The organism is Aeromonas sp. TS_SC_11 (assembly GCF_057318915.1).
This window is the reverse complement of sequence record NZ_CM170470.1, coordinates 2,564,218-2,586,548: the sequence shown is the minus strand read 5'-3', so window position 1 is coordinate 2,586,548 and position 22,331 is coordinate 2,564,218. Positions and strand designations below refer to the sequence as shown.

Genomic DNA, 22,331 nt, shown 5'->3' with positions numbered 1-22,331 from the left:
TATTATTCTTCAATACTAACGCCACTATTTCATCTTGCGTTTACAACTAAATAAATTCAAATGATAAAATCCAACTTATAAAGTTGGAAATTTGTTGAAAGCTAATGGCGAGCAATATTTGAATGATTGTCAGGATAGCAACAAACCAAGTCATTCGCTTTTGATATGATAGATTTGCAGATTGAACCTTTTCATTAGACGCCTGTTTTTTTAATTCCAGGCTTTTCTTGATTTTACGGACGTTACCCAAGTAAACGCTAGCTTTTTCAAAAAAAATTTCATAGTTCAGACTGTCATCAGCTCTGTAATTTATAAAATTATGTTTTGACTCGATAAAGGCTGTAAGTAATTCTTCTATTTTTAATATTTCCACGAATGAACTATAGATGTGGTTATAGCTTTTATCAGGAGATTCATTATAGCTGTCTATGATTGACAGACAGTAGTTTTTATCTAAACGCTCAAATCTTGCATCACAAATATGGAGAAATTGATAGATGTGATGTGAGTTTATTGGTGAAAATAAACGAACTGAAAAATCATTAAGTCGATGTTCATCTACCTCTTCAGACGTTTGGGATGCAATATATAGATGAGATATTTTAGGAGGGGTTGTTCTCGGTCTCAAATAACGAAGGGGAAATAAGCATCTTTTAAAATTATCACTTTTAAAGGATGAATTATACCCATAGAAATGCTGAATGAAATGTGCATCACAGTTATCATTATTTATCTCTTTTGGAGGCGTTACTTTTTCAATAAAGTATGGACTTATATCATCTATATGGATATCCATTGTATATACAGGTGCTTCGGTTTGACTTATGCCAAAGAAATTGTATAGCTGGCTTTCTGCCAATTGTATTTCTTTATGTAAAAATTCAAGTCTTGATAACAAACGTTCTTCAGCCAAGTTTAACCGGCCTAATGTGGTTGAGGCTACGAACTGTGTGCTAAATGGGTTACAGCTTAAATATTGTATCTGCTCAGGTTCAATATCTGTCACATCAATATCTTTTAATAATTCTGTAGCTTTGTCAGATAATATCCAGTACAGAGCTAAAAAGGCTAAGCCTCCATCTATATGTATTATTTGTACCGAACAACGTTCGATGTAATCACTTTTATAATGAATGTATCCATCAACATGATATCCTTTTGATGTACTACCTATATTAAAAAAGCCCACATTTAAAAAACCATTATTAAACATGGAGTTCTTGGCGTAGGAATCATCCAGATAACTATTTTTAATTTTATTGCGTTGTCTTGACTTATGGAAGAAAAGCTACTGATGGCCTTTGCTTTCCATTTTAGTTGTGGGTTGAGCAGGCTGTAATGAGTGATTATATTATTGGTTTTACGCTCTGCATTCTGTTCGTGCCATTCTTTGGTTTCGTAGTAGAACTTGCTGGCAAGATTCATTTTTTTGCTAAAAAATACAGGGGCAATCTTGACCATTCTGCATATCGTAGCTGTTGTGAAATTGGTATAACTCCCCACAAACCACCTCCTATTTTTACTGTAGAATATCACTGGGATAGGCTTTTGGCTATAATCCTAGCTTCCTAAAAATCATCTTAAATGCCGTGTAGCATAGTTGGTCTAAAAACCTTTTCAATAAGGTTCGCCTTTAGTTATTTGAGCATGTGAACTTTATAGGTTTCTATAAGTATAAATGAGTTATGCCGTTTTTTAGGCGGCATCTGTCTATCTGTAGGGTGAGATCCTGTTACTACCCTACATTAATAGCTGGCAGAAGTTCAGATTATGAATGGAAGTCTGATATGGAAACTATTTAAACATTAACAGATAAATAGAGTTTTCTATTAAGGAGTTTTTTTGGAAAATTTATTTATGGCAATAAATCTCTAATATCACACCCAAGCACCCTAGCAAGGCGATAAGCCTTTTCCAGGGTGACATTGACCTCACCACGCTCAATCCGTCCTACGTAGCTTCTATCAATCTCGGCCACATGTGCGAGTACATCTTGTGATACGCCCAATTGAAGCCGTTTCTCACGTATAGCATCGCCAAATTTTTTTGCTAGATCTTGCATGTCTCGCCTCTCTCTCTGGCGAGCACTATCCCTAGTTGTCTGGCTTACGGCCACGGACTATAATCCGCAATCTGATTTTAATTTCCACTAATTATTGTCGTTCGAGACTGAGGATTACATATGGGCTCCCAGACAGTGTGGCTACCAACCGCACTCTACACAGCACTAATTCGATTGCAGCTGAACGATTTCACTGCACAGGAGTGCGTAATCGCTGTATTTGGTGACAAGATTGAACGCTTGTCACAACAGAGGCGCTATGGACTCATATATCGCAATCTGAACAAGCTAGTCGATATGGGTCTCTTGGATAGACGTAATGTTGGCAACAAATTGCCGCGGCCCAATTACATCAAAACAGCGATGTTTGATGAGGTAACCTTTCGGGAATACCTATTAGATCCAGAGGTTCCAGTGACTCCGGTCGAGCAAAAAGCTGTCGTGGAAGTGAGAAATGAAGGGATCAAGGTGCTGGAGGCTAGGGCACGCTCTTATCGATTTGAGCTCCAGGAATACCAGGCTACGTTCGCCGAATATTGTGAGCTACGAACAGATTTCCCCGCGCTAGAGACAACCATTGATAATGTGCTCAGGCACACCTGTAAGGAGTATCGTTGCTTACGAGGACGGTTGTCAGCCGTGGAGGAGGTGATGAGGGCGTTGAAGGTCTAGAAAGAGAATCGACCTGTATCTAGGGTAAGACCAGCCTAACGTTGGCTACAAGCGAGCAACTCATCAGAAGTTCACTCAAAAGCCAACCATGTAAAATCAGGAAAAAAGTCATCCCCTATGCGGGGGGGTTGTCCACAGACCGTGGAAAAACAGAACAAATTTACCTGAAAAAATTCCTAGTTTAAAAAACTTACCTTATAAGATATTGTTTTAATTAAAAATAGTTAATTCGTTCATTCAATTGATAATTCTTAGGTCTAAAGAACTCCACCAAACGTTTGGAAAGGGCCACTTCGCAAGAAGTGGCCCTTTTTATTTGTATCCTGTTTCCATCCCGTATCGAACGATTGAGCCTTTACTGACAAATCATTCTTATAACTAGCTGATATGTAAGACAAATCTACCTAACCCTTCGGTTCCTCTACTGCCATCTACACCGTTTTTTGCCAGGTGTTCGCCCTCCATCCTGCACGCCAGACGAGGAATAAAACGGCGCTTGGCCCTGCTACTTATTGTGTCTCCTGTGCCTGGGCGCAGACCCAGTCGACAAAGGCCTGGATCTTGGGGCACTGACGGTTTGGCAAGGTTGCTATGTAGTAACGCTGCTCGCAGCGCACCTCCATGCCAGAGAAGGGGGCAACCAGTTCATGTCTGGCCAGTCGCTTGCTCACCAGATTCTTGCGTCCCATGGCGACCCCGACATGGTTCATGGCGGCGATAATGGCGAGATCGGAGCGATCGAACCCCATGTTCGACCGACAGGCATCGAGGGAGATGCCGCACTGGCGAGCCCAACTGCTCCACTCGTCGCTGTCCGAGTCATAGCCCCAGGCCTGCCTGTCGTGCAGCAGGCGACAGCGAGGCAAGTGGTCAGGATTGTCCAGCAGCCCATGCTGCTCGGCATATTCGGGGCTGCAGACCGGCACCATGTACTCATCCATCAGCGGGTGGATGGCGAGCCGCTCAGGGAGTTTGTCATCGAAATAGATCGTCAGGTCTATACCATAGCCGTGCAGATTGATGTTCTCGTTCCCTGTCATGACGTTGAGATCGATCTGGGGATGCAGGCGAGAAAAATCCGCGAGTCTGGGCACCAGCCAGCACTGGGCGATGGAGGGGCGGGAGTAGACGGTCAGGGAACCGGACAGTTCCTGATGCTTGATCTCCAGGATCTCCTGATTGATGAACTCCAGCGATGACTTGAGCGCCCAGAAGACTCGTTGTCCCTCTGCGGTCAGCATCACCTTGCGGTGAAAGCGCTGGAACAGCTTGAAACCGAGCTCCTCTTCCAGCGCACTGATCCTGTGGCTCACCGCACTCGGGCTCAGCGCCAGCTCATCCGCCGCCAGGGAAAACGAGCTATGACGGGCCGCCGCCTCGAAGGTATGCAGCTTGGAGAGCTGATAACCGTTTAGCAGCTTGTTTCTCGATACGTAGTTGTCTTCGGTATACATCTGGCACGCCTCTTCGCCCCAAAAAACGCACAGATGATAGCCAGAAATTCCGTCTTTGGATGCAGCCCAACAACTCAAATTTCATCAAAGAAGAAAAATGTGATGAATGTGGCACCTTTGCATCAATCTGCCTCACTCAAGACGCCATTTTCATCATTTGTCAGCCGCCCATCATTTTCATTCAATAGGCGCCTACATCATCACTCATGACACATAGAGGCGCAGTATGAATTCTGAAGTGTGGGTCGTCGGTACCTTGCTGACTAGCATCATTCTGATTGTCTTCACCATAGTGAAGGGCAAGGTACATCCTTTCCTGGCTTTGCTGCTGGCGAGCTTCTATGTGGGCACCATGATGGGGATGAACCCGGTCAAGATGGTCAACGCCATGGAAGAGGGCATAGGCGGCACGCTAGGCTTTCTCGCCGCCGTCATCGGCCTTGGCACCATACTCGGCAAGATGATGGAGGTATCGGGGGCGGCGGAGCGCATCGGGCTCGCCCTGCAAAAGTGCCGCTGGCTCTCGCCTCAGGTCATCATGGTGCTGGTCGGTCTGGTGTGCGGCATCACGTTGTTTGTCGAAGTGGGAGTCGTGCTACTCATTCCGCTGGCCTTCTCCATCGCCCGCAAGACCAGGACCTCGCTGCTGACCCTGGCCATCCCGCTCTGTACCGCCCTGATGGCCGTGCACTGCATAGTGCCGCCCCACCCGGCCGCCCTCTATGTCACCAATCAGCTGGGGGCCGACATAGGTTCCGTCATCGTCTACGGTCTCGCGGTCGGGCTGTTTGCCTCCCTGGTGGGCGGCCCGCTGTTTCTGAAGCTGCTCGGCAAACGGGTGCCGTTCAAGGAGGTACCCGCCGCCTTTGCGAATATAGAGGCGCGCGACGAGGCAAGCCTCCCTACCTTAAGTGCCTCCCTCTTCACCGTGCTGCTGCCCATACTGCTGATGCTGGCCAAGACGGTGGCCGAGCTCAACATGGATCACGCAAGCAGCCTCTATACCGTGCTGGAATTTATCGGCAACCCCATCACCGCCATGTTCATCGCCGCCTTCACAGCCTACTACGTGCTGGGGATCCGTCAGCACATGAAGATGGAAGGCTTGCTGGGCAAGACAGAGGAGTGCTTCTCCTCCATCGCCAATATCCTGCTCATCATAGGGGCAGGCGGCGCCTTCAACGGCGTGCTCAAGGCGAGCGGACTGGGAGACAGCCTGGCGACCATCCTCTCCCAGCTGGACATGCACCCCATACTGCTGGCCTGGCTGGTGGCCATAGTGCTGCACGCAGCCGTCGGCTCGGCCACCGTCGCCATGATGGGGGCCACCGCCATCGTCTCCCCCATCATGGTGCACTACCCCGAGATAAGCCCCGAGATCATGACGCTCGCCATCGGCTCCGGCGCCATTGGCTGCACCATGGTGACCGACTCCCTGTTCTGGCTGGTCAAGCAGTATTGCGGCGCCACCCTGAATGAAACGCTCAAGTACTACACTACCGCCACCTTTGTCGCCTCCCTGATGGCGCTGGCCGGTACCTTCCTGCTCTCCTATATCGTGTAACAAGACCGAGACATCCCATGAAAAACATCGACGTCCAACAACTCATTACCCAATTCCCGCTGGTGCAATCCCTGATCGCACTCAAGCCCGTGACCTGGTTCAACCCCAAGGCCAGCACGCTGGCGGTTGGCCTGCCCTATGTGGGACTGGATGGCAGCGATGTGGCGGATGCCTCCGCCCGGCTTGCCCGCTTCGCCCCCTACATGTACGAAGCCTTCCCCGAGACTCGTGCCAGCAAGGGCATTCTGGAGTCCGAGATCGCCGCCATCCCTACCATGCAGGCAACGCTCAATGCGCGTTACGGCGTCGAGGTGACCGGCAAGTTGCTGCTGAAAAAAGACAGCCACCTGCCCATCTCCGGCTCCATCAAGGCGCGCGGTGGCATCTACGAGGTGCTGACCCATGCCGAACGGCTGGCGATCAAGGCCGGGTTGCTGTGCGAAGAAGACGACTATCGCAAGCTGTTCACGGACGAGTTTCGCCAGTTCTTCGGCCAGTACAGCATTGCGGTGGGCTCCACCGGCAACCTCGGCATGTCCATCGGCATCATGAGCGCCAAGCTCGGCTTCACCGTCACAGTCCACATGTCCGCCGATGCGCGGGAGTGGAAGAAGCGCAAGTTGCGCGAACACGGGGTCATAGTCGTGGAATACGCAGAAGATTACGGGGTGGCGGTGGAGCAGGGTCGCAAGGAGGCCGAACGCGACCCCAACTGCTTCTTCATCGACGACGAGAACTCCCGCACCCTGTTCCTCGGCTACTCGGTAGCCGGTGAGCGGGTGAAAAAGCAGTTCGATGAGATGGGCATCAAGGTGGATGCCGAACACCCGCTGTTCGTCTACCTGCCTTGCGGTGTGGGCGGCGGCCCCGGCGGCGTGGCCTTTGGCCTGAAACTCGCGTTCGGGGATAACGTCCACTGCCTGTTTGCCGAACCCACCCACTCCCCCTGCATGCTGCTGGGAGTGCATACCGGATTGCACGATGCCATTGCGGTACAGGATCTGGGGATAGACAACCTCACCGCCGCCGACGGCCTGGCGGTGGGGCGCGCCTCCGGCTTCGTCGGCCGCGCCATGGAGCGGCTGCTTGATGGTTTCTATACCCTGAGCGATCAGGAGATGTATGACCTGCTGGGGCTGCTGGCGCGGGACGAGCAGATCAAACTCGAACCCTCGGCGCTGGCCGGCATGCCAGGCCCGTGGCGCATCGCGGCCGATCGCGAGTGGCAGGCGGAGCGCGGCTTCGATGCCGCTACCCTGGCCCGGGCCACCCATCTGGTATGGGCCACCGGCGGCGGCATGGTGCCCGCCGAGGAGATGGAAAAATACCTGGCCACCGCCGAAATTTGATCTTTTTTCACCCGAAAAACCCGCCACCCTGGCGGGTTTTTCTCTTCATGGATCAGCAAGATGGCACACCCTTTGCGCTGAGCATGATCACGTCACGTCTCCTCCTTCGGCTGCCAATCCCCCCAAGTTGGTTATTTTGTGATAGGATAGGGTCCGTTTTTTGACATCTGCGCCCAGTTCGCACCGTTATCCCGCGAGATCGCTACCCAATCCGGTGATAACAACGAACAGAGGTGCGCAGAAAAACAGTGACCTGGTTGAGTCAGGTCTGGCCGCGGTCGAGAGGCCGTTTTGCCAGACGGGCAACAACAAGGGCACCTTAGATAAGGAGATCGGGCAATGAAACAATATCAAAGCTGGCTGGGACAATATCTGATGAGTCGCCGCGATGGAGATCACGCCATGGCATCCGAGCTCGCCAACTCCATCTGCGAGTTCTGGCAGACCCAGGGTGACGAAGCCGAAAGCAGCAAATGGCAGCAGCGCTATCAGCAACACGCAGAGCAAGCGCAGTAAGCCACTTGACTCTTCACCGATAAAAAAACCGGCGCTCATGGCGCCGGTTTTGCTTTTCAAGACCTTCTGGATCCCATTACATCTGGTCGACCATGTCCTGGGCGAACTGGGAGCAGGAGCGCAGGGTGGCGCCTTCCATCAGACGCTCGAAGTCATAGGTGACCGTCTTGTTGGCGATGGCCGCTTCCATGCCCTTGATGATGAGATCGGCTGCTTCGACCCAGCCCATGTGACGCAGCATCATCTCGGCAGAGAGGATCAGCGAACCCGGGTTGACCTTGTCCTGACCTGCATACTTGGGCGCAGTGCCGTGAGTCGCCTCGAACAGAGCCACACCGTCGCCGATGTTGGCGCCCGGCGCGATGCCGATACCGCCGACCTGGGCGGCCAGGGCGTCGGAGATGTAGTCACCGTTGAGGTTCATACAGGCAATGACGTCGTACTCGGCCGGACGCAGCAGTATCTGTTGCAGGAAGGCATCGGCGATGACGTCCTTGACCACGATAGTCTTGCCGGTTTTCGGGTTCTTGAAGGAGCACCAGGGGCCACCGTCGATGAGCTGGGCATCGTACTCTTTCTGGGCCAGGGCATAGCCCCAATCCTTGAAGGCACCTTCGGTGAACTTCATGATGTTGCCCTTGTGCACCAGGGTCACGGAGTCGCGATCGTTGTCGATGGCATACTCGATGGCGGCACGCACCAGACGCTCGGTACCGGCCTTGGACATGGGCTTGATGCCGATGCCGCAGGACTCGGGGAAGCGAATTTTCTTCACGCCCATCTCGTTTTGCAGGAAGGCGATCACCTTCTTGGCTTCGTCGCTGTCCGCCTTCCACTCGATACCGGCGTAGATGTCTTCGGCGTTTTCGCGGAAGATCACCATGTCGGTCAGGTCAGGACGCTTGACCGGGCTCGGGGTGCCTTCGTAGTAACGAACCGGGCGCAGGCAGATGTAGAGATCCAGCTCCTGACGCAGGGCCACGTTGAGGGAGCGAATACCGCCACCGACCGGAGTGGTCAGCGGGCCCTTGATGGCCACGCAATATTCACGAATGAAATCCAGGGTTTCGGCCGGCAGCCAGGCACCTTCGCCATAGATATGAGTCGACTTCTCGCCGGTATAGATCTCCATCCAGGCGATCTTGCGCTCGCCTTTGTAGGCTTTCTCGACCGCGGCATTGACCACATTCAACATGGCCGGGGTCACGTCCACACCGATGCCATCCCCTTCAATAAACGGAATGATCGGATGGTTGGGAACCTGCAGCTTGCCGTTGGCATCGACTGTGATTTTCTGGCCCTGGGTCGGGATAACTACTTTGCTTTCCATCGGCATCTCCTAACTTCCGTTTGTTATCAATCTGTAAGTTGCGCGCGGCCATCTTAGCCCATTCGTTTTCATAATCAAATGGCTAGCACGCATGTCAGACCATAGTCGAGTACTGGATCACAATGCGGCCGGCTCGCTCGCCCCTGCATACATTCGACGCCATCCAGCCCTGTTGTACTCGGGCCCAGACGGCGGCATGACTCATACCACCAGCCTATCCCCCTGCCCTTGCGGCTGACTCAGGGAGCGGTACTGTGAGGGGGTCAGCCCGGTCTTTTGCTTGAACACCCGGCAAAAATAGTTCACATCGCCGTAACCACAGCGGCTCGCCACCTCTTCAAGGCGGAAGCGGTACTTTTTCAGCATGAATTTGGCCCTGTCGATCCGCACCCAGCTGATGTAATCGGCCAGGCGCATGTGGCCCTGCTCGCGAAACAGGTGGGAGAGATGGCTGGCCGAGACGTTGAAGCGGTGTGCGATGGAGTCGCGGGTGATGGGGCGGTGAAAATTTTCCTGGATATAGATGCAGATGCCATGAAACAGGTCTGCCCCTCTTGGCCGCTCGGCGGCGGATTCCGCCAGCAGCTGGCGGGCACTGGTGAGCAGCGCCTGCAACAGGTGGTTGTCGGTGGGGGAGCGGCCGGGATCCTCGGTCAGCACGTTGAGCGCCGCCAGTATGTGTTCGATCACGTGGCCGGCCCGCGCCATTATGCTGTGCTTTTGCACATCGAAAAAATCAGGGTCTTCCCGCCGCTTGCTCACCAGGCTGAAACCGAGCTGGCGCTTGCCAAACAGCAGGCTCAGCACCGAGCAATCCGTGGTCCACAGTGGCTTGTTCCAACCGTTGGGCGGTATGTAGAGCGCCTGTCCCGGCAGTACGCTTATCTCCTTGCAGCCCTGCTCCTTGTCCCAGACCTGGTTGAGGTATTCGCCGCTGAACACCAGTTCGAGGCGGGGAAAGTTGACCTGATAGCTGAAACCGGGCGGCACCCCCTGATCCTGGGCAAACCAGATCTGCTCGAAAGGAGCTTGCTCATGGAGGGCGCCATCAAGCAGCTGGCTGAAGATAAGTGACATGCTGATCCTGATCAAATAGAGAGAGGCAAGCGGTTGCGGCGGCCACAACCGCCCATGTTATAGTCCGGCCCACAGCAGCAATGCCACCCTTTTCTTCACCCGACTTTCTTCACACTAAATGAGGCATCCCTTATGAGCAGTCGCGATCTGCCCTCTTTTTTGTTAATGCAAAATCCGATTCAAGGTTACGACTGGGGCAGCCATGACTCCCTCACCACCCTGTTTGGCATCCCAAATCCAACGGGCAAACCCCAGGCCGAATTGTGGATGGGCGCCCACCCCAACGGCTGCTCCGAGGTGACCCTGGCGGGCAGTACGCAGAAGCTCTCAGCGGTGATCGACACAGCCCCGGCCGCCGCACTGGGCGAGGCCACAATCACCCGCTTCGGCAGCCTGCCATTCCTGTTCAAGGTGCTGTGCGCCGAGAAGGCCCTCTCCATCCAGGTGCACCCGAGCAAGGCCCAGGCCGAAGCTGGCTTTGCCAAAGAAGAAGCCGCTGGCATCGACCCCAAGGCGGGCAATCGCAACTACAAAGACCCCAATCACAAGCCAGAGCTGGTGTTTGCCCTCACCCCCTATCAGGCGATGAACGGCTTTCGCGCCATTCCCGCCATTCTGGCGCTGTTCGAGCGGGTCAAGCTGGCGGCCATCGCCGATCTGGTTGCGGCCCTTGCCGCCAGCCAGAACGAAGCGGGCTTGCAGCACTTCTTCCACCAGCTGCTGATTTTACAAGGGGCACGCAAGGAAGACGCCCTGGCGGGCCTGCTGGCCTATGCCGCCGCGCATCAGGATGAAGAAACCTTTGCCCTCATCATCAACCTGGCCGCCCAGTACCCGGGGGATGTGGGACTCTTCTCGCCGCTCTTGCTCAACGTGGTGACCTTGCAGCCGGGTCAGGCCATGTTCCTCGATGCCTGCACCCCCCACGCCTATGTGCGCGGTACCGGTCTCGAGATCATGGCCAACTCGGACAACGTGCTGCGCGCGGGTCTCACCCCCAAATACATAGACGTGGCAGAGCTGCTGGATTGCACTCGCTGCCTGCCCAAGCCAGATGACCAGATCCTGCTGGCCCCCCGCGTAGAGGGTGCCGTACAGCACTTCGATGTACCTGTGCCGGACTTCACCTTCAGCGTCTATCCGGCAGGTGAGCATCAGCTCACCACCACCAGCGCCGAGATCCTGTTTGCCATCGATGGCACTGTGACGCTCAAGCAGGGCGACGAGACGCTGCGCCTCGAGAAGGGCCAGTCCGCCTTTGTCCCTGCCGCCACCGGCCACTACCAGCTGCTGGCCGAAGGCCGGGTCGCCCGCGCCGGCAACCGCTGCTAAGGCGTGAACCTGGCACGGGTTAAATGACTGAATAAACGCACAAGGGCCATCACTGATGGCCCTTGTTGTTTTTCTTTGGAAATCATCTCCACCGTTAGTCTGCCCTTGATGGCGCATACCGCCTGGCTAATAAAAACCCCCACAGCCCTTGCGGGTGGCGGGGGTTGTTCTTTTCTGCTTGATGACGATGACAACTGGCGTGGCTATCGACCAGTGGCAGGATCAGGGGCTACTCTTCAACCTCTTCCTCTTCCGGTTGCCGTTCCCCTGCCCGTATCTGTTGCAGTTCATCGACTCTGACTTGCCACTTGTCGTGGGCCTGCTTGAGCTCCTGTTGCTTGAGCTCTTCACTCATGGCGTCGATCTTCTGGTCAAGTGTTTCCATCAGAATGTCTCCTTACATCATTGGGTTAGCATGACAAGGTTAAGACTGGCTGACGGCGCTATTGGCCAACCTGCTCACCTAGTCAGACACCCCGATCCCCATAACCGCCCAACGAAATAAACGATTGATTATCTATAAACCAATCTAAAAAATGGGTAATAGCTTCTTATGAAGCCATACACCCCATGCTTCCCAAGCCGAAAGAGGACCATTCTGCCCACCCGGATTGTGCAGCAATATCAAGGAGCTATGCATATACCCAAGGCGGCCAATCCCCTGCGACTGCTTATGCCTGGCCTCCTTTCCTTGCCCCGGCTGACCAGTACAGACATAGGCAGCAAAAGAAGATCCCCCTCCCCGGCAGCACTTTTGCCAAACGGCTCACATTCAAGAGGCGGTTAAAGGGTTCAAAAACCCGTCCCGACCTCCCCTTTTGCAAGAGAGTGGAGCCGCAACGCCTCTTGCCATCATTCCATGAAAACAAGCAAGCATTTGTTTTTAAACATATTTAAATCCATTCAGTCCAGCGCTCATCTGACAATCAAAGTGCGAGCCTGCTCACAGGACCGGGGCATTGACACAAAAATCCAGTAAAGGGCACATATATCCGATTTCGGTGACATGGCTTGAGCGAAACAATAGGCAGGTCAATCGTTTGCTCCATTCGTTACTCATATCACCAGGGCTCGCAGAGCCAGGAGACACCTATGCTCACCACCTTGATAGATGAAGGGCTGATCTGCCTCGACATAGCGGCCAACGACAAGCAGGGACTGTTTGTCGAATTGGCCGCCCGGCTCAAAGCCTGCGGCAAGATAGCCAATCAGGATCAGTTCGTGCGCGACCTCTGGGCGCGGGAGAACCTCGACAACACGGGTTTTGAACAGGGAGTTGCCCTGCCCCACGCCAAGAGTGAGGCGGTATTACAGCCTGCCATCGTCATCGGCATCAGCCGGCAGGAGATCGACTACGGCGCCGAAGATGGGCTGGCCTCCAAACTCTTCTTCATGATTGCCTCCCCGGCGGGCGGCGCCAACCACCATATCGAGGTGCTGGCCGAGCTCTCCACCAAGCTGCTGGAACCCGGCTTTATCCCCCGGATGCAGGCGGCCACCAGCAAGGCCGAGGTGCTGTCACTGCTGGCGGCCACGGCGCCTGTCGGCGTAGCCGGCAAGCAACCGGTGCGCGCCGAGGCAGCAGCTCAACCGAGAGCCAGTGCACCTGAACCCCAGGATCGCAGCATCAAGGCCCAGCTCAATACCCTCAAGCAGCATCTGCTGTTTGGCACCTCCCACATGATCCCCTTCATAGTCGCAGGGGGCGTGCTGCTGTCACTCTCGGTGATGATGAGCGGCAAGGGCGCAGTGCCCGAGGCAGGCGTGCTCAAGGACATGGCCGACATGGGGATAGCGGGGCTCACCCTCTTTACCGCCGTACTCGGCGGCTACATCGCCTACTCAATGGCGGACAAACCGGGCCTGGCGCCCGGCATGATCGGCTCCTGGATAGCGGTGCAGCAGTTTCACACAGGTTTTCTCGGCGCCATCCTGGTGGGTTTCATCGCCGGGCTTATCGTCAATCAGCTCAAACGCATAAAACTACCGGACTCCATGAGTTCGCTCGGCTCCATCTTCATCTATCCGCTGATCGGTACCTTCCTGGTGTGCGGCATCGTCATGTGGGTGATAGGGGCGCCCATCGCCGCCATGATGGAGGGGATGAACCACTGGCTCTCCAGCATGGCGGGCTCCGGCAAGGTGATGCTGGGTGCCATCCTGGGTGGCATGACCGCCTTTGACATGGGCGGCCCGGTCAACAAGGTGGCGACCCTGTTCGCCCAGACCCAGGTCAACACCCAGCCCTGGCTGATGGGCGGGGTCGGTATCGCCATCTGCGTGCCACCGCTTGGCATGGCGCTGGCGACCCTGCTCTCCCCCCGTCGCTACAAGAAGGAAGAGCGTGAAGCAGGCAAGGCGGCCGCCATCATGGGCATGATAGGCATCAGCGAGGGGGCCATTCCCTTTGCCGCCGCCGACCCGGTGCGTGTTATTCCGGCAATCGTCGCTGGCGGCATCGTCGGCAACATCACTGGCTTCATGATGCACAGCATCAACCATGCCCCTTGGGGTGGCTGGATAGTGCTACCTGTGGTCGAAGGCAAGATGGGCTATATCCTGGGAACCGTGCTCGGCGCCCTGACCACGGCCCTTATCGTCAACCTGCTGAAAAAGCCGGTGACCGAGGATGAGACAGTGACAACCGCCGACAGCGGCTATCAGATCATCGAAGCGGAAGGGGAAGCGGACGTGCTCGCCATCACAGCCTGCCCCTCAGGCGTGGCCCACACCTTCCTCGCCGCCAAGAGCCTGCAAAAAGCGGCCACCAAGGCAGGCATCAAGCTCAAGGTGGAGACACAAGGCGCCAACGGCATCATCAACCGCATCAGCGCCAAGGACGTAGCCAACGCTCGCTGTGTCATCCTGGCCCACGATGTGGCCATCAAGAACCGGGAGCGCTTCGCCAATATCGAGGTTATCGATGTGAAGACCAGGGAGGCCATCCACAACCCGGAAGGACTGCTGGCCCGCACCCTGGCAAGCAGCAAGGTGGCCTGATAACGGCACTTGAGAGTACCTACGACAGAAGGGGCCTAGGGCCCCTTCTTTTATCTCGGCATCAGGCAGCTGCAAGCCCCGCTCGTCAGCCGCCCGAACGGGGATAGCGCCCTCACCCTCAGGATCGATAAGATAGGAGCCATATTGTGCCTTCGCCTGCCAGCCGGCCTGGCGATCGCACATGGACGGAGCCTTGCACAGATGGAATTGACGGACGTACTGCTCACCCTGGCGGGTCTGGTGACCGCTGGCATCATTCTCAAGAATCGTGCGATGACCCAAAGCTGCCCACCCTGCCTGAGTACCTCAGCCTGCATCCCGAGTGCACCACCGAGGATGACGAGAACGCCAGCTGCTACGCCTGCGGTTCCCACAAGGTGCTGTTCAGCCCGCTGACCGGCTCCGGTGATTACCGCCTGCGTCACACCTGCCTTGCTTGCGGCAAGGTGCTGTTTCGCAGTCGCGCCATTCTCTGACTCAGAGCAAGAACCGACAGTTCTCTGCCTCGAAATAACAACCGCAGCCCGAGGGCGGCAGTTCTCTATCCGGCAAGCAGCTCCTGCAGCGCCCCAATCAGGGCGTCGAGGCCTTTATCTACCTTAGATCGCGGACAGCCGACGTTGAGGCGGATATAGCCTTTGCCTTCGGGGCCGTAGGTGTCGCCACGCATGATGGCGACCCGGTATTTCTCCACCAGCAAGGTTTGCAGCACATCCATTTGCTCGGTCGAGTCGATGCCAAGTCCGCGCAGATCAATCCAGGCAAGGTAGGTCCCTTCGGGCGCCCGATAGTCAATGGCGGGGAAGGCGGCATTGAGCCGCGCCGCTACATGGGCGAGGTTGCCGTGCAGATAAGATTTGAGCGCATCGAGCCAGACAGCGCCGTCCCGATAGGCGCTGATATGGGCCAGCACCCCGAGAATGGGCGGCGAAGACAGGCCATGGGCCGCCTTGAGTCGCTGCAGATAGGCGGCCCGCGCTTCTGCGTTGGCGATAAAGGCATAGGCACCGCCAAGGGCCGGAATATTGAAAGATTTCGAGCCCGAGCTCACCAGCGCCCAGTGATCGTCCGGCGCCACTTCACTCCAGGGCAGGTAGCGGGCAAAGCTCACATCCATATGGATGTCGTCCGAGATCACCTTGACCCCGTAGCGCTGGCAGATGGCGGCCATCCGGCTCAGTTCATCCCGCGTCCAGACCCGGCCTGTGGGGTTGTGGGGGCTGCAGAGCAGCAAAATCCGGCAATCGGTGCGGGCCGCCTGTTGCTCGAAACATTGCCAGTCGATCTGGTAACTCCCCTCTGTTTTTTTGAGTGGGCAAGGCAGCAGCAGCCTGTCGTTGGCGGCCAGCATATTGCCGAAGGCGTCATAGGCGGGGGTATGCACCAGCACCCCCTCCCCCGACGCCGACCAGAGGCTCACCAGCTGGGCAATCACATAGATAACCGAGGGGCCGTAAACCAGCGTCTCGAGGTCGAGCTGCGCACCGTAGCGGTGGGCAAACCAGTCGCTCACCGCCCCCTTGAAGTCATCGTGATTCCAGCGGCTGTAGCCAAATACCCCGTGCTCGAGCCGGGTTGCCAGGGTCTGGCGAATACAGGGGGCGGTCTCGAAGTCCATGTCGGAGATGGTAAAGGGGAGCAGGTCGGCATGGCCAAAGCGGTCGGCTACATAGTCCCACTGGGTGCAGTAGGTACCGTGGCGGTCGACCACGCGATCGAAGTCATAAATATCGTGCATGAAGTTTCTCCCTCCATAAACAGGAGACATATTTGGAGAGGCAAATAAGGGGGCTTGCGCCCCCCGTTCGGATTTCATTGGCTGGTTCAGGCCCCCATCAGGCTCTGCAGCTGGTTTTTCACCAGATGCACCTGCGGGCCGATCACCACCTGCAGGTTGTGCTCATCGAGCTTGATCACCCCGATGGCGCCGTTCGCTTTCAATACCTTGTCATCGACCCGGCTCATGTCCTGCACCGACATCCGCAGGCGGGTAATGCAGTTATCCAGCGCGAGAATGTTATCAGCCCCGCCCAAGGCGTTGAGGATGATTTCACCGTTGTAGCCGCTGTTGCCTGCCTTCTTGCCCGCGGGCTGGGCAGCTTCGCTGGTTTCTATTTCCCGGCCGGGAGTTTTCAGGTTAAAGCGCACGATGGCGAAGCGGAACACGCTGTAGTAGATGGCAAACCAGATGGCGGCCGCGACCGGCACCAGATACCACTTGGTGGCGGTGCCTTGCAGCACGCCGAACACCAGAAAATCGATGAGGTTGCCGTCGGTGTTGCCTATGGTGACGCCGAGCAGCCCCATGGTCATAAAGCCGAGACCGGTCAGGATGGCGTGAATGACGTAGAGCACAGGTGCCACGAACAGGAACAGGAACTCGAGCGGCTCTGTGATGCCACCGATGACGCAGGCCACCACACCGGAGACCAGCAGCGCCTTGATCTTGCCGCGATTTTCCGGCCGTGCGCAGTGATACATGGCGAGCGCCGCACCCGGCAAGCCGCCGAGGAAGGCAGGCATCTTGCCCTGAGAGAGGAAGGAGGTGGCAGAGACCGAGAAGCCGCTGGTGTCGGCGCAGGCGAGCTCGGAGTAGAAGATATTGAGGGCGCCGCTTACCTCGTTGCCGCACACCAGTTGGGTGCCACCCGCTTCGGTAAAGCGAATCAGCGCCACCAGAATGTGGTGCAGACCGAGCGGTAGCAGCAGACGCTCACCGGTACCGAACAGGAAGGGGCCGAAGGGACCGGCGTGGGAAATCAGCGCCCCGATACCATTGATGCCGGCGGCAAACCAGGGCCAGGCGAACGGCACGACCAGACCGACCACACCCAACACCAGCACTGTGATGATGGGCACGAAGCGGGCACCGCCGAAGAAGGCGAGCGCATCTGGCATCCGGTAGGTGTAAAAACGGGCGTGCAGTTTGGCGACGATCACCCCGACTATGATGGCCCCCAGAATGCCGGTGTCGATGGAGCTGATGCCGAGGATCGATTTCACCCCGTAGGCCTTCTCTGCTGCCGCGTCACCGATGACATTGGCCACGGTGAGGTAGAAGTTGATGGAGAGGTTGAGCGCCGCATAGCCGACGAAACCGGCAAAGGCCGCCACCCCCTTCTCTTCCCGTGCCAGCCCCAGCGGAATGGCCACCGCAAACATCACCGGCAGGTAGATAAAGGCCACCAGCCCCACCTTGGTCATCCAGAGGAACAGCAGTTGCAACACCATGTTGTCGAGGAAGGGCATGCTCTGCTTGACCGCATCGCTGGTGAGCGAACTGCCGACACCGAGCAGGATACCGGAGAAGGCCAGCAGGGCGACCGGCAGCATAAAGGTCTTGCCGAGGCTCTGCAGAAACTCCCATATGGTGGATTTGGCGGGGGACTTGGCCATGTGTCTGATCCTTGTGAAGTGAAGGTCACGTCTCGATGCCGATCTCCCGCACTGCGCCAGGGAGGGCAGGCAGGGAAGAGAGACCGCATCAGGTTTTGTAGATGATAAAACGTTTTATCAACTCACAAGTGCCGACAGGATCACAGAATGGCAGGCCCGAATGGCGAGTGGATCAAAATCTGTGAGCCAGATCGGCGCAGCCGTGATGTAACGTTTCACTTGGGTATACGAGGGGGTATGCTGTGGATCTCCGGTCTCTTTGCCCATGGCTGCTGCACTCGCCCTATGTCGTCACAACCCATGCCGTCCAAACCTATATCGACCAAACCGCTTGTATCGAAAAACGCCAAGATCACCGATGTCGCCCAGCTGGCGAGAGTCTCGGTCACTACCGTCTCCATGGTGCTCAACGGCAAGGGGCGTATCTCGCTGGCGACCGCCGAGCGGGTTCAGCAGGCCATCAAAGCGCTCGACTACGTGCCCAACAGCGCCGCCGCCAACCTGCGCAGCCAGCAATCCAATCTGGTGGGGCTGATCCTGCGCGACATCACGGATCCCTTCTATACCGAGGTGACCGCCGGGGTGAGCGAGGTGCTGGAGCAACAGGGCTATCTGCTGTTTCTGACCCAGTGCGGCCACAGCCCGGAGCGATTGCAGCAGAGCATCCAGTCCCTGTCACGCCAGGGGGTGGCAGGCATCATCTTCAATCCGGTGCGCGGCGCGGCGGCCAAAACCCTGGAGACCCTGCTTGACTCACAACTGCCGGTGGTGTGCGCCGCCCGCTCCTACTACCGGGATGACGTGGACTTTATCGGCCCCGACAACACCCATGCCGCCCAGCAGGCCACCACCTATCTCATCGAGCAGGGCCACCGCCATATCGCCTACGTGGGCGGGCGAGCCGACTCCCTCACCCGCGCCGAGCGCATCGGCGGCTACTGCGCCAGCCTGCTGCAATACGGCCTTCCCTTCAAACCGGAGTGGGTACTGGAGTGCGAGCGCACCCAGCGCAGCGCCGCCGACACCATAGCCCAGCTGCTGTACCAGCATCCCAAGGTAACCGCCGTGCTCTGCCACTACCCAGAGGTGGCGCTGGGGGGCATTTACGGGGTGGAGGCGAGCGGACGCACAGTGGGCAAGGACAACTACATAGGCCAACAGGTCGCCCTGCTCGGCTTTGACGATGTGGCTGAGGCCGAGCTCACTTATCCCACCCTCACCTTCGTCAGCTCACCGGCACGGGAAATAGGCCGCCAGGCTGCCCTGCGGCTGCTGACCCGGATGCAGCAACCCGAGCTTGCCCCCAATCGTCATATCATCGCCCCCCATCTGCAGAAGCGGGCATCAGCCTGACCAGGCAGGCCTCGCCTTGTATTGTGAGTCGCCCCACCCCTCCAGATGCCGGGTCGCTATCAACAAACAGGCCATTGGATGATCGGGAACCGATTATCACCACGCACTGCTGTCCCTTTCGGTTTTCGCCCTTGACATGAGCAGTGAGCAATCAAGCCTCAAGGGGGTCGCATCCATGGCGCGGATGGACCACACTGGGCTGGCTAACAGGAATAAACTGACGGTGGTCAGGCCCTGTCTTTGCCTTGTTTTCACGCGGACACACCCAGGCTCTGCAGACGCAGAAAGCCGGGAAATGAGCAGCGCCACATTGCGTATCTTTACTGGAAAATGGAGTCTTCAGGATGAGAAATTGGATTCGTCTCGGTATTTTTACCCTGCTTTTGCACATAGGCGTGTCACCGGCGTTTGCTCAACAGAGCGAGCCGATTCAGGTAACGTCAGGCATCCAATACCAGTTGATTGCACGCTGGGATCAGGATCAGCTGAACAAGATCCTGACCCGTGACACACCGGCCTTTGCCGGCATCACTGTCTCGTATACTCCCGCGCGCAATGCCGTGCGCCTCTACCGCATCAGCTACCACTCCGTCATCCCCGAGATGGGCAACAAACCCACAGTGGCCTCTGGCCTGCTGGCTGTGCCTGACACCGGTGGCCAGGACTTTCCGACCGTCTCCTATCAGCACGGCACCGTCTATGGTCACAATGAGGTGCCCTCCTTTGCCGATCAGTCACCGGAAACCCAGTTGATGATCGCGCAGTTCGCGGGTCAGGGGTACCTGCTCATCGGTGCCGACTACTTTGGCCTCGGCACCTCGACCGAGCCGGAAGGCTATATGGTCAAGGGCAGCCATCAACAGGCCACATTTGATCTGCTGATGGCCAGCCGCGCCGTGCTCGCCCACATGCAGATCGTCAGCGACAAGCTGTTTCTGGCGGGCTGGTCACAGGGGGGCTTCGTGACCATGGCTTTCCTCGAGAAACTCGAAGCAGCCGGGGTCAAGGTCGATGGCGCCGCCACCGCCAGCGCACCGCTGGATGTCTACGCCTTGATGCAGGGCTTTCTGGTCTACCCGCGCAAGTTCGATGCCGTCTGGCTCAACAGCATCATGATCCTCTCATCCTTTGCCTACGAGCATTACTACGGCATACCCGGACTCGCCCGCTCCTTGCTGACCGACGAGTATTACGACATTGCCAAGAAGGCCTATGACAGAGAGCCCTTCAATCCGTCCGACATCACCACGGATCTGCACAAGCTGATCCGCCCGGCCTATTTCGACCCTCACTATTTTGCCAACTCTGCGTTTGGCAAGCTGATCGGCTCAGCACACGCCTACCGCTGGGTCATACAGTCACCAGTACGCAACTACTACGGGGAAACCGATGAGGCAATCACACCGGGAGTCGGTCGCATGGCGATGACGTATGCCCAATCCATGGGATCGGGCAACCAGAACGTCGAGGCCATCTCGACCGGCCCGACCACCCATCGCGGCACCTTCGCCACCGCAGTCCCCCAATGGAAAGCCTGGTTCGACAAGGTCGCAAAGCCAAAGTGACCTCGGCACCTGCCCCGGTATCTGCATGGGTATCGGGTTCTTGCTCTGCATCACAGACCTTGCTGCTCTCTTTGACCGCACCACCACAGCCCATCCCCCGATAACCGAAGCGGTTCACGTTTTTTTCATCTGAAAGGGAGTAGAGTAAGCAATCACCAAGTTGATGTTTTTATTGAAAAAGCCCCTACGGGTGATGGAATGGCCTGGTGCCCTTAACCCTCGGTGGAACGCCATGATGAAGAAAAATGCGATTGCCCTGACCCTGGCCAGCCTGTTGGCGCTGCCAGTGTTTATCCCCTCCGATGCCTGGGCAGCCCCTGTGCGCTCCCTGCAAAAGGAGCAAAATTACGATCAGTACATCAGCAAGCGCCAGGTGGTTGATCAACTGCTGGCGGATGCCTGGCAGGTCTTCAAGTCGCCAGCTCGCATCTCCACTGCCGGTTTCACCGCCAAGATGCCGAGCAACATGGAGCAGGTCACAGAGCTGCTGCTGCAGGCCTATCAGCTCGAACCCTACCGCACCGATCTGCTGATCTCGGCAGCCAACGCCCAGATTTACAACGGCAACGTGGACAAGGCCATCACTCTGTTCGAGCAGGGTCTCAGCACGGCACCAGACGATCTGGATTTGAACACCTATCTCGCCACCTGGCAGCGGTTCAAAGGCAATCAGGGCAAGGCTGATGACTATTTCAAACGGGTGAGCGAGCTCAACAGCGGCCGCGCCGCCGACCTGAAAGGCATCTTCGACACCATAGACAGAGTCAATGCCACTCCACTCAAGGAGCGTCAGGGCCGGGAAAAGAAAAAGGGGCGGCAAGCCATCGTCACCCTGGGGTATGCCCTCAACCAGGATGGCAGCATGCATGAGATCCTGCTGGGCCGACTGGAGACCACCCGCTCCCTGGCCCAGGCCAATCCGGCAGCGCTGATCATACTGACAGGTGGCGTGCCCCAGAACCGCCAGACCGAAGGCAAGCTGATGGCCGACTGGCTGGTGAAGAAAGGGGTAGATCGCTCGCGCATCATTGAGGAGAACTACGCCACCAGCACGGTGGAAAATGCCCTCTACAGCGGCTATGCCCTGGCCCGTCACCAGATCCAGTATGCGACCCTGGTGAGCTCGGCCAGCCACGTGCGCCGTGGCCAGACCCTGCTGGAGATCGCCTGCTGGCAGAGCGGTCCCGCCGGGATCCAGATAGACAGCGTCAGCTACCCGGACAAGCCTCTCTCGGCACTGGCCAAGGTGAGCGACAGCGAACTGCTCGGCATCTACCGCGATGCGCTGCGCACCTATGGCCTCTGGAGTTACCGCTCCGCCCCCCTGCTGGAGCGCTAATAGCCAGCACCCGGCCAGAAAATAAAAATGCCCACTTCATGAGTGGGCGTTTTTATTTTTTCCACTCTCACCCGGGTGGCGACAGCTCACTATTATCTTATTTACCATCCACAGGAAGAGGCCGCCAGAGTGGCGAAAAGGCAACCAAAATACAGAATGCAACAGCCGCCAGCAGATAGCGGCCATCATCAAGTCGCCTATATTTAAAACTATATTGGCAACCTGGCAGACAAGGTAACGAAACCCACAATAAACACCTAACCAATTGTTTAATTACATCTTTTAAATCTCTAATGCAGGGATGAGTAAATTGAAAATAATG

19 protein-coding genes are annotated in these 22,331 nt (G+C 56.4%); 10 read left to right on the top strand and 9 right to left on the bottom strand.

Annotation, left to right across the window (positions count from 1 at the left end; genetic code table 11):
* Positions 1-46: 46 nt before the first annotated feature.
* From AC1P02_RS12095 to AC1P02_RS12085, 3 genes are all read right to left on the bottom strand, one after another.
* On the bottom strand, positions 47-1,213 hold the full coding sequence (locus AC1P02_RS12095) for a hypothetical protein (RefSeq protein ID WP_485182300.1): 1,167 nt from the start codon (positions 1,211-1,213) through the stop codon (positions 47-49).
* Complete coding sequence (locus AC1P02_RS12090) at positions 1,192-1,461, bottom strand: hypothetical protein (protein ID WP_485182299.1); 270 nt, start codon at positions 1,459-1,461, stop codon at positions 1,192-1,194. The genes AC1P02_RS12095 and AC1P02_RS12090 overlap by 22 nt, the downstream gene beginning before the upstream one ends.
* Positions 1,462-1,855: 394 nt before the next feature.
* The gene (locus tag AC1P02_RS12085; protein ID WP_485182298.1) at positions 1,856-2,062 is read right to left on the bottom strand and encodes a helix-turn-helix domain-containing protein; all 207 of its coding nucleotides are present in this window, start codon (positions 2,060-2,062) and stop codon (positions 1,856-1,858) included.
* Between the two features lie 120 nt (positions 2,063-2,182).
* On the opposite strand from AC1P02_RS12085, the gene AC1P02_RS12080 reads away from it, so the two are divergent.
* Positions 2,183-2,734 carry a hypothetical protein gene (locus tag AC1P02_RS12080; RefSeq protein WP_485182297.1) on the top strand — a complete coding sequence of 184 codons (552 nt, stop codon included), beginning with the start codon at positions 2,183-2,185 and terminating at the stop codon, positions 2,732-2,734.
* A gap of 509 nt (positions 2,735-3,243) precedes the next feature.
* On the opposite strand, the gene dsdC is transcribed toward AC1P02_RS12080, so the two are convergent.
* On the bottom strand, positions 3,244-4,188 hold the full coding sequence (dsdC, locus tag AC1P02_RS12075) for a DNA-binding transcriptional regulator DsdC (protein WP_485182296.1): 945 nt from the start codon (positions 4,186-4,188) through the stop codon (positions 3,244-3,246).
* A 226-nt stretch (positions 4,189-4,414) separates the two neighbouring features.
* Between dsdC and dsdX the strand changes: the two genes are divergently transcribed.
* The 3 genes from dsdX (at position 4,415) to AC1P02_RS12060 (ending at position 7,617) form a co-directional block, all read left to right on the top strand.
* A complete protein-coding gene (gene dsdX / locus AC1P02_RS12070; protein ID WP_282790645.1) occupies positions 4,415-5,752 on the top strand; it encodes a D-serine transporter DsdX in 1,338 nt (445 codons plus the stop codon).
* 17 nt (positions 5,753-5,769) lie between these two features.
* Positions 5,770-7,101: a D-serine ammonia-lyase gene (gene dsdA, locus AC1P02_RS12065; RefSeq protein WP_485182295.1), complete on the top strand. Its 1,332-nt coding sequence runs from the start codon at positions 5,770-5,772 to the stop codon at positions 7,099-7,101.
* Positions 7,102-7,440: 339 nt separating this feature from the next.
* Entirely contained in the window at positions 7,441-7,617 is a 177-nt protein-coding gene (locus AC1P02_RS12060; RefSeq protein ID WP_005312753.1) for a hypothetical protein, read from the top strand.
* Positions 7,618-7,693: 76 nt separating this feature from the next.
* On the opposite strand, the gene icd is transcribed toward AC1P02_RS12060, so the two are convergent.
* Together icd and AC1P02_RS12050 are read right to left on the bottom strand one after the other, a co-directional pair.
* Positions 7,694-8,947 carry an NADP-dependent isocitrate dehydrogenase gene (icd, locus tag AC1P02_RS12055; RefSeq protein ID WP_005312750.1) on the bottom strand — a complete coding sequence of 418 codons (1,254 nt, stop codon included), beginning with the start codon at positions 8,945-8,947 and terminating at the stop codon, positions 7,694-7,696.
* 201 nt (positions 8,948-9,148) lie between these two features.
* Complete coding sequence (locus tag AC1P02_RS12050; RefSeq protein WP_059167618.1) at positions 9,149-10,024, bottom strand: helix-turn-helix transcriptional regulator; 876 nt, start codon at positions 10,022-10,024, stop codon at positions 9,149-9,151.
* Positions 10,025-10,156: 132 nt separating this feature from the next.
* Between AC1P02_RS12050 and manA the strand changes: the two genes are divergently transcribed.
* On the top strand, positions 10,157-11,356 hold the full coding sequence (manA, locus tag AC1P02_RS12045; protein WP_485182294.1) for a mannose-6-phosphate isomerase, class I: 1,200 nt from the start codon (positions 10,157-10,159) through the stop codon (positions 11,354-11,356).
* A 229-nt stretch (positions 11,357-11,585) separates the two neighbouring features.
* On the opposite strand, the gene AC1P02_RS12040 is transcribed toward manA, so the two are convergent.
* On the bottom strand, positions 11,586-11,741 hold the full coding sequence (locus tag AC1P02_RS12040; protein ID WP_005312738.1) for a hypothetical protein: 156 nt from the start codon (positions 11,739-11,741) through the stop codon (positions 11,586-11,588).
* 707 nt (positions 11,742-12,448) lie between these two features.
* On the opposite strand from AC1P02_RS12040, the gene AC1P02_RS12035 reads away from it, so the two are divergent.
* Complete coding sequence (locus AC1P02_RS12035) at positions 12,449-14,356, top strand: PTS fructose transporter subunit EIIC (protein ID WP_429233479.1); 1,908 nt, start codon at positions 12,449-12,451, stop codon at positions 14,354-14,356.
* A 146-nt stretch (positions 14,357-14,502) separates the two neighbouring features.
* Entirely contained in the window at positions 14,503-14,832 is a 330-nt protein-coding gene (locus tag AC1P02_RS12030) for a hypothetical protein (RefSeq protein WP_429233478.1), read from the top strand.
* 65 nt (positions 14,833-14,897) lie between these two features.
* On the opposite strand, the gene AC1P02_RS12025 is transcribed toward AC1P02_RS12030, so the two are convergent.
* A complete protein-coding gene (locus AC1P02_RS12025; protein ID WP_485182293.1) occupies positions 14,898-16,094 on the bottom strand; it encodes a MalY/PatB family protein in 1,197 nt (398 codons plus the stop codon).
* A gap of 86 nt (positions 16,095-16,180) precedes the next feature.
* Entirely contained in the window at positions 16,181-17,752 is a 1,572-nt protein-coding gene (malX, locus tag AC1P02_RS12020; protein ID WP_485182292.1) for a maltose/glucose-specific PTS transporter subunit IIBC, read from the bottom strand.
* Between the two features lie 315 nt (positions 17,753-18,067).
* On the opposite strand from malX, the gene AC1P02_RS12015 reads away from it, so the two are divergent.
* The 3 genes from AC1P02_RS12015 (at position 18,068) to AC1P02_RS12005 (ending at position 22,009) form a co-directional block, all read left to right on the top strand.
* Positions 18,068-19,105, top strand: a complete 1,038-nt coding sequence (locus AC1P02_RS12015; protein WP_485185451.1) for a Mal regulon transcriptional regulator MalI — start codon at positions 18,068-18,070, stop codon at positions 19,103-19,105.
* Positions 19,106-19,449: 344 nt separating this feature from the next.
* The gene (locus tag AC1P02_RS12010) at positions 19,450-20,670 is read left to right on the top strand and encodes an alpha/beta hydrolase family protein (protein ID WP_485182291.1); all 1,221 of its coding nucleotides are present in this window, start codon (positions 19,450-19,452) and stop codon (positions 20,668-20,670) included.
* A 235-nt stretch (positions 20,671-20,905) separates the two neighbouring features.
* Entirely contained in the window at positions 20,906-22,009 is a 1,104-nt protein-coding gene (locus tag AC1P02_RS12005; RefSeq protein WP_485185450.1) for an ElyC/SanA/YdcF family protein, read from the top strand.
* Positions 22,010-22,331 lie beyond the last annotated feature (322 nt).

What these genes read in the sequence shown, in the direction of transcription:
- dsdA (WP_485182295.1), top strand. Translation starts at nt 5,770, where the DNA reads ATGAAAAACATCGACGTCCAACAACTCATTACCCAATTCCCGCTGGTG.
- AC1P02_RS12010 (WP_485182291.1), top strand. Translation starts at nt 19,450, where the DNA reads ATGAGAAATTGGATTCGTCTCGGTATTTTTACCCTGCTTTTGCACATA.
- AC1P02_RS12080 (WP_485182297.1), top strand. Translation starts at nt 2,183, where the DNA reads ATGGGCTCCCAGACAGTGTGGCTACCAACCGCACTCTACACAGCACTA.
- AC1P02_RS12085 (WP_485182298.1), bottom strand. Translation starts at nt 2,062, where the DNA reads ATGCAAGATCTAGCAAAAAAATTTGGCGATGCTATACGTGAGAAACGG.
- dsdX (WP_282790645.1), top strand. Translation starts at nt 4,415, where the DNA reads ATGAATTCTGAAGTGTGGGTCGTCGGTACCTTGCTGACTAGCATCATT.
- AC1P02_RS12005 (WP_485185450.1), top strand. Translation starts at nt 20,906, where the DNA reads ATGAAGAAAAATGCGATTGCCCTGACCCTGGCCAGCCTGTTGGCGCTG.
- AC1P02_RS12095 (WP_485182300.1), bottom strand. Translation starts at nt 1,213, where the DNA reads ATGTTTAATAATGGTTTTTTAAATGTGGGCTTTTTTAATATAGGTAGT.
- AC1P02_RS12090 (WP_485182299.1), bottom strand. Translation starts at nt 1,461, where the DNA reads ATGGTCAAGATTGCCCCTGTATTTTTTAGCAAAAAAATGAATCTTGCC.
- malX (WP_485182292.1), bottom strand. Translation starts at nt 17,752, where the DNA reads ATGGCCAAGTCCCCCGCCAAATCCACCATATGGGAGTTTCTGCAGAGC.
- AC1P02_RS12035 (WP_429233479.1), top strand. Translation starts at nt 12,449, where the DNA reads ATGCTCACCACCTTGATAGATGAAGGGCTGATCTGCCTCGACATAGCG.
- dsdC (WP_485182296.1), bottom strand. Translation starts at nt 4,188, where the DNA reads ATGTATACCGAAGACAACTACGTATCGAGAAACAAGCTGCTAAACGGT.
- AC1P02_RS12040 (WP_005312738.1), bottom strand. Translation starts at nt 11,741, where the DNA reads ATGGAAACACTTGACCAGAAGATCGACGCCATGAGTGAAGAGCTCAAG.
- icd (WP_005312750.1), bottom strand. Translation starts at nt 8,947, where the DNA reads ATGGAAAGCAAAGTAGTTATCCCGACCCAGGGCCAGAAAATCACAGTC.
- manA (WP_485182294.1), top strand. Translation starts at nt 10,157, where the DNA reads ATGAGCAGTCGCGATCTGCCCTCTTTTTTGTTAATGCAAAATCCGATT.
- AC1P02_RS12050 (WP_059167618.1), bottom strand. Translation starts at nt 10,024, where the DNA reads ATGTCACTTATCTTCAGCCAGCTGCTTGATGGCGCCCTCCATGAGCAA.
- AC1P02_RS12060 (WP_005312753.1), top strand. Translation starts at nt 7,441, where the DNA reads ATGAAACAATATCAAAGCTGGCTGGGACAATATCTGATGAGTCGCCGC.
- AC1P02_RS12025 (WP_485182293.1), bottom strand. Translation starts at nt 16,094, where the DNA reads ATGCACGATATTTATGACTTCGATCGCGTGGTCGACCGCCACGGTACC.